A 6,381-nucleotide genomic window follows, 5' to 3' on the forward strand; every position below is an offset into this window, starting at 1 on the left:
TGAATGCCTGAGCATCAAGACGCAGAAGAACCCATTCGCACTTTGCCGCAAGTTACTGATCAACGCCTCCCGCGCGGCTTATGATCAGTTACAGCTGCTTCTCGCAGCTACTGCGTAACATCAGTAATTAGTATGGGGTTCTATGGGCCTTGGGCTTTTCAGGTGAGTAAAAACGAGAGCTTGGTTATGGTATGCCGTAGAGCGAGCCGTACAAGAAAGCGGACAGGTTCTATGGTGCGGCCAAGCATCTAAACTCATAGATCAGGTCTCAAGTAATTACCGGGACTTGAGGCGTTATCGTTGAGATGAGCTGTGTTGATCGTAAACTAGGTTCTAAAACCCGGATCACGCTGCCGGGTTGCCGTACCGGTCGTGACGGCGACGCCCGTCCTGGCTATGGTTAGAAGCATTCCGAAACGGGATGGTGCAGAAATGGACATCCGGTATTCAATTTGCCAGAGTCTTTCCCACCCTGATTCAAGATTTGGGCTGTAAAAATATAAATAAGGTTTGGAGAGAGCACGTATGAATAAGCGGTGTAATTTGACACTAGGTCTCGTCCTGTTGGTTGTATTGAGCGCCTGTGGAAAGGAAACCACACCCTACGAGGAAGTGCGGCCGGTGCGTACGATGGTCGTCAAGCCAGAAGGGGTTGTGGTCGCCGCCAGTTATTCTGGTGAGATTCGCGCCCGGCATGAGAGCCAGCTGGGTTTTCGCTTGGCGGGCCAGATCATAGAGCGCAATGTGGAGCTGGGCCAGTCCGTCAAAGTGGGGCAGCAGCTATTCAAGATAGATGGTAAGGATGTGATGCTGCAGCAGGTCGCGGCCAAGAGCCAGTTCGATAAAGCTCGGACGGACTATGAACGTGCACAGCAGCTGCATGAAAAGGGCTTTGTAAGCCAAGCCAATGTCGACCAAGCCAAAGTGGCGTTTGATGCTGCCAAGTCGCAGTACAGCCTCAGTAGCAATCAGGGTGGTTACACAGTACTGAGAGCCGAGCGTGCCGGGGTGGTGACGGCATTGAACGCAGAGGTTGGACAGGTGGTGGCTGCTGGCAGTCCTATCGTCAAGCTGGTTGAGGATGGCGAGCGTGAAGTGGTGGTCAGCGTCCCGGAGTCCCGCGTGGAAGAACTGCGTAAAGCGGATCAGCTTCGGGTGGTGCTGTGGGCTGCGCCAGAAAAGCAATACAACGGCAAGCTACGTGAAATTGCACCCGATACCGATCCGATTACCCGAACCTACGCCGCACGTATTTCCGTTATCGATCCTGATGATGTATTACGCCTGGGAATGACCGCCAACGTATTGCTACCCAATGTGGCTAACCAAACAGGGGCCATGTTGCCGCTGACTGCCATCTATGACCAAGACGGCCAACCCAAAGTGTGGGTGGTGGACGTAAAGACCCAAAGAGTAAGTGCTCGCCCCGTGAGTTTGGCGGGTGTGCGCAATGATGTGGTGCTGGTAACCAAGGGTTTGCAGATGGGCGAGACGGTAGTGACGGCAGGTGCGCATTTGTTGCATGCCAACCAGCTTGTACGCCTGGCAGCTAGCCAGCTCAACCGCCAATAAGCCTCGAAGGACTAGCGCATGCGTGGCATCAATCTGTCCGAATGGGCACTTAAGCACCAGCAGTTGGTACTCTATTTCATTATTGTTTTCATGTTGGCGGGTGCGTTTTCCTATACCCGGCTGGGGCAGAAGGAAGACCCGGAATTTACCTTCAAGGCGATGATTATTCAGGCCTACTGGCCCGGCGCCTCTGCGACCGATATGGAATTGCAGGTTACCGATAAGCTCGAGAAGAAGCTGCAGGAGATGTCTGAAATTGAATACGTACGGTCGTATTCAAAAGCGGGTGAAAACCAACTGCTGATCAACCTGAAGGAAGGTGTGCCGCCAAGCCGGGTACAGGAAGTCTGGTATCAGGTTCGCAAGAAGATCGGCGACGTCAAATACACCCTCCCAAGCAGCGTGCAAGGCCCCTTCTTCAATGATGAGTTTGGCGATACCTTTGGCAACCTGTATGCATTCACCAGCGATGGTTTCAGCTATGCCGACTTGAAAAAGTATGTAGATGCGGTTCGTACTGAACTACTGCGTGTACCGGATGTGAACAAGATCGACTATGTGGGGGTGCAGGAGGAAAAGATCTATGTCGAAACCTCCAGTGCCAAGCTGGCCTCGTTGGGCTTGGACCCCGCGCTGATTCTTCAGACCTTGCAGGCGACGAATGCCGTGGTGCCCGGTGGTGTGGTGCAAACCAGTAGCGAGCGGGTGACGTTGCGGGTGACCGGCGAATTTAACACGATTGAATCCATCCGCAATATCGGCATCCAGGCCAACGGGCGTCATTTCCGTTTGGGCGATGTCGCCAAGGTTTATCGCGGGTATACCGATCCGACGACTGCCAAGATGCGCTTCAATGGTCAGGAAGCCATCGGTTTGGCCGTCAGCATGCGTAAAGGGGGTGATGTCATCCAGCTGGGTGAGCAACTGGATGCCAGCTTGGCGCGCATTCGTGCCGAATTGCCGGTCGGCGTGGAGGTCCACGCGGTGTCCGACCAGCCCAAGGTGGTAGGTAATTCCATCCACGAGTTTGTGAAGAGTCTGATTGAAGCCGTAGTGATTGTGTTGGCCGTGTCGTTCGTTTCACTGGGGTTCCGTACGGGCTTGGTGGTGGCGCTCTCGATTCCCCTGGTGCTCGCCATGACCTTTCTGGTTATGTATGCCTTAGGGCTTGATCTGCAGCGGATTTCACTCGGGGCATTGATTATTTCGCTGGGCCTGTTGGTCGACGATGCCATCATCGCGGTGGAAATGATGGCTTTAAAGCTTGAACAAGGCTGGGACCGTGTGCGTGCTGCCACGTACGCCTACACCAGCACGGCATTTCCGATGCTGACAGGCACTCTGATTACCGCTGCGGGTTTCATGCCCGTAGGCTTGGCCAAATCCAATGCCGGCGAGTACACCGTTTCGATTTTTCAGGTCGTTGGTATTTCGTTGATGATGTCCTGGATCGTCGCCGTCATCTTTACGCCGTATCTGGGGTTCAAGTTGCTGCCTGCCGCCACGAGCCACGGCGATGAACATGCGGTTTATCAAAAGCCGTTCTACGCACGTTTCCGCCGTTTGGTGTCCTGGTGCCTGGAATATCGGAAGATCGTCATTCTCGTGACCGTGGCGGCTTTTGTGATTGCCGTTGGTTTGTTCCGTTTCGTGCCAAAGCAGTTTTTTCCGGCATCCAACCGGCCGGAGATATTGGTCGATGTCTGGCTGCCGCAGGCTTCAAGCTACGCACAAACCGAGGCGCAGGTTAAGGCGTTGGAGGCCAAGCTGAAGGGCGACCCTAATATTCTCAGCGTCACCAGTTATGTGGGAAATGGCAGCCCGCGCTTTTATCTGCCATTGGAGCAGCAGTTGCCCAATTTGAACTTTGCCCAGCTGATGATCATGAGCAAGGACGAATACAAGCGCGAAGCCGTGTTGCACAAGCTGCACAAGCTGTTTGAGGAAGATTTCCCGCTGGTGCGTGGGCGCGTAAGCCGATTGGAAAATGGTCCGCCGGTAGGGTACCCCATCCAGTTCCGGGTGTCGGGGCCAGACCACATCAAGATCAAAGAGGTAGCCGGGAAGGTGGCAGCCCTGATGCGCGCCAATCCGCATATCCGTAACGTCAACACCGATTGGAGCGAGCGGGTAAAGGTGATGCGGCTGGAGGTGGACCAGGATAAGGCGCGTGCATTGGGTATTAGCTCGCAACAGCTGTCGTCGGCGCTACAGACTTCGCTGAGTGGCGTCACCATGACGCAATTTCGTGAATACGACAGAACGATCGACGTGGTGGCACGCTTGAATGAGCCAGAGCGGACAGACCTGAACAACCTGAAAGATGCCAAGGTTTACCTGAACAATGGCAAGTTCATCCCAGTCAGCCAGGTTGCGAAGCTGAAGTTGGAGAGCGAAGAAAGCATTGTTTGGCGACGTAATCGGATGCCAACCATATCGGTGCGTGCCGATGTGGAAGGCGCACAGGCGCCGGATGTGACACTGGCGGTGTGGCCGGAGGTGCAGAAGCTGGCTGATAGCCTGCCCATTGGATACGGCATTGAGATTGGCGGCACGCAGGAGTCCAGCTTCAAGAGCCAGGCCTCTATCGTGGCGGTGATGCCATTGATGCTGCTAACGGTGATGACGTTGTTGATGTTCCAACTCCAGAGCCTGTCCAAGATGGTGCTGGTGTTACTGACTGCCCCACTGGGGATGATCGGTGTGGCGGCAACCCTGTTGATCTTCCAGGTTCCGTTCGGTTTTGTTGCGCAGCTGGGCGTGATTGCCCTGGCCGGTATGATCATGCGGAACTCGGTAATTCTGGTTGATCAGATCACGCAACACACCCTGGAGGGTGAACACCCGTGGCACGCCATTGTCGAGTCGGCAGTACGCCGCTTCCGGCCCATTATGCTGACCGCTGCGGCGGCGATTTTGGCGATGGTGCCGCTGACGCGCTCTACCTTCTGGGGGCCGATGGCCTGGGCGATCATGGGTGGTTTGCTGGTGGCTACCGTGCTGACGCTGTTGTTCCTGCCTGCGCTCTATGCAGCGTGGTATGGCGTGCGTAAGCCACTGGACGCTGGTCGCTGATACTTAAATAACTTAAAATTCATTTACTCAAGGCTGGCTGGAAGCGCGGTTATGCTTTGTTGTAAGATACTGCTTGGTATGTTTGGGCGTGCGCGGTGCGTACGTCAAACCAAAGGATGCTGTTATGCAACGTTTTGCACTTCGCACACTGACTTGTGTGCTGGCACTTGCCACAGGTTCATTCGCTTCAGCAGCTGACCTGCTGCAGGTTTATCAGGAAGCCAAAAAATACGACGCCACCTATGCTGCGGCAGAAGCCGCTTTCCGGGCGGGCCAGGAAAAAACGAATCAGGCAAGAGCCCTTTGGTTGCCCAAGGTTGCGCTATCCGGTGATGCTAAGCGCCTCAAAGTGGACAAAGATTCCAGCGGGCTCCCCAGTCAGAACAGCAACGGATCCGGCAATCAATTTGGCTACAAGTTGGAGGCAACCCAGCCGCTCTACAATGCAGAAGTCAGTGTTGGCGCCAGTCAGTTGAATGAGCAAGCCCGGTTGGCGGAAGTGAGCTTTGCTGTTGCCAAGCAGGACTTGATCTTGCGGGTGGCGCAATCCTACTTCGATGTTCTGTATGCGCAGGATAGCCTGGAATTTGTCCGTGCCCAGAAGGATGCGGTTTCCCAGCAATTAGCCCAGGCAAAGAAGAGTTTTGAGGTCGGTGTGGCAACAATCACCGACACACATGAAGCCCAAGCCAAATACGATGGCATCATCGCCAGTGAAATTGCTGCCCAGAATGACTTGGTGGTGAAGCAGAACGCTTTCCTGCAGCTGACAGGTGTTCCTGCTGAAGGTTTGGCAGCATTGCCCCCCAAAATGGAGGCGACACCTCCCAACCCACCCGATATGAACGAATGGGTGAAGTTGGCCGAGCAAAAAAGCCTGAGTATTGACGCGCAGCGAGGCAAGTTGGCGATTGCCGAAGCGGAAATCGACAAATACCGCCTGAGTCGGCAACCCACTGTCGGTCTTTTTGCGCAATATGGCCAAGACACCAGTAAAGGTGGTGTGGCAGCGCTTGGCGGTACAGATAAGACCAAGACCACGGCAATTGGTGTCCAGTTGAATATCCCAATCTTTACCGGGGGCAACACCAGTTCCAAATTGCGTGAATCCATTGCGTTGCGCAATCAGGCACAGTTCAATCTCGAAGTTGCCCGACGCGAGGCTGCCCAGACGACCAAACAAGCTTTTCTAGGCGTACAGGCAGGTGCTTCGCAGATTCGTGCATTGGACCAAGCTCAGATTTCGGCGCAAAGCTCGCTCGATTCCACCAAGCTGGGTCGCGAAGTTGGGGTACGTACTACACTTGATCTTCTCAATGCCCAACAACAGCTCTATTCGACAAAGAAAGATTTGGCGCAGGCGCGTTACAGTTACTTGCTGAATCAGCTCAAGTTGGCGGTGGCGGTGGGCGATCTGGCGGAAAAAGACTTGGAAAGCGTAAACAGTCATTTGGCCCCGTAAGATTATCGAGCAGGCAAAACGCAACAGGCCACCCAATCGGTGGCCTGTTTGCTTATGTGCGCCCAGCATGGGCGCACTCCTGCGGGTGGAATTCCCGCCGTAAGTTGATCACAGCGAACGAAGTGAAGCGCAACTGCGAGAGGGTGACCGAGCGTGGGAAGGAAGCGTGGATCGTAAACCGCGAGCCGATGGACAAGAACCGGATAGAAGGCGCTGCCGAGCAGGGCGAGCGGGCATGACTCCGCGAAGCTCTCGTGATCAAGGCAAGGCGG

The 6,381-nt window shown here is 54.8% G+C and carries 3 protein-coding genes; all 3 read left to right on the forward strand.

The window, feature by feature from the left end; translation table 11 throughout:
• Positions 1–525 precede the first annotated feature (525 nt).
• The 3 genes from CSQ89_RS18920 (at position 526) to CSQ89_RS18930 (ending at position 6,109) form a co-directional block, all read left to right on the forward strand.
• The gene (locus CSQ89_RS18920; RefSeq protein ID WP_099407616.1) at positions 526–1,572 is read left to right on the forward strand and encodes an efflux RND transporter periplasmic adaptor subunit; all 1,047 of its coding nucleotides are present in this window, start codon (positions 526–528) and stop codon (positions 1,570–1,572) included.
• An 18-nt stretch (positions 1,573–1,590) separates the two neighbouring features.
• Positions 1,591–4,647 (forward strand): efflux RND transporter permease subunit, encoded by a 3,057-nt coding sequence (locus tag CSQ89_RS18925; RefSeq protein WP_099407617.1) that lies wholly within the window; start codon positions 1,591–1,593, stop codon positions 4,645–4,647.
• Between the two features lie 124 nt (positions 4,648–4,771).
• Entirely contained in the window at positions 4,772–6,109 is a 1,338-nt protein-coding gene (locus CSQ89_RS18930) for a TolC family outer membrane protein (protein WP_099407618.1), read from the forward strand.
• Positions 6,110–6,381 lie beyond the last annotated feature (272 nt).

Origin of the sequence: Chitinimonas sp. BJB300 (assembly GCF_002735695.1) — a bacterium.
Lineage (GTDB): Bacteria > Pseudomonadota > Gammaproteobacteria > Burkholderiales > Chitinimonadaceae > Chitinimonas.

Bases quoted from the DNA above. Each gene is read 5' to 3' on its own strand.
- CSQ89_RS18920 (WP_099407616.1), top strand. From the start codon at position 526: ATGAATAAGCGGTGTAATTTGACACTAGGTCTCGTCCTGTTGGTTGTA.
- CSQ89_RS18925 (WP_099407617.1), top strand. From the start codon at position 1,591: ATGCGTGGCATCAATCTGTCCGAATGGGCACTTAAGCACCAGCAGTTG.
- CSQ89_RS18930 (WP_099407618.1), top strand. From the start codon at position 4,772: ATGCAACGTTTTGCACTTCGCACACTGACTTGTGTGCTGGCACTTGCC.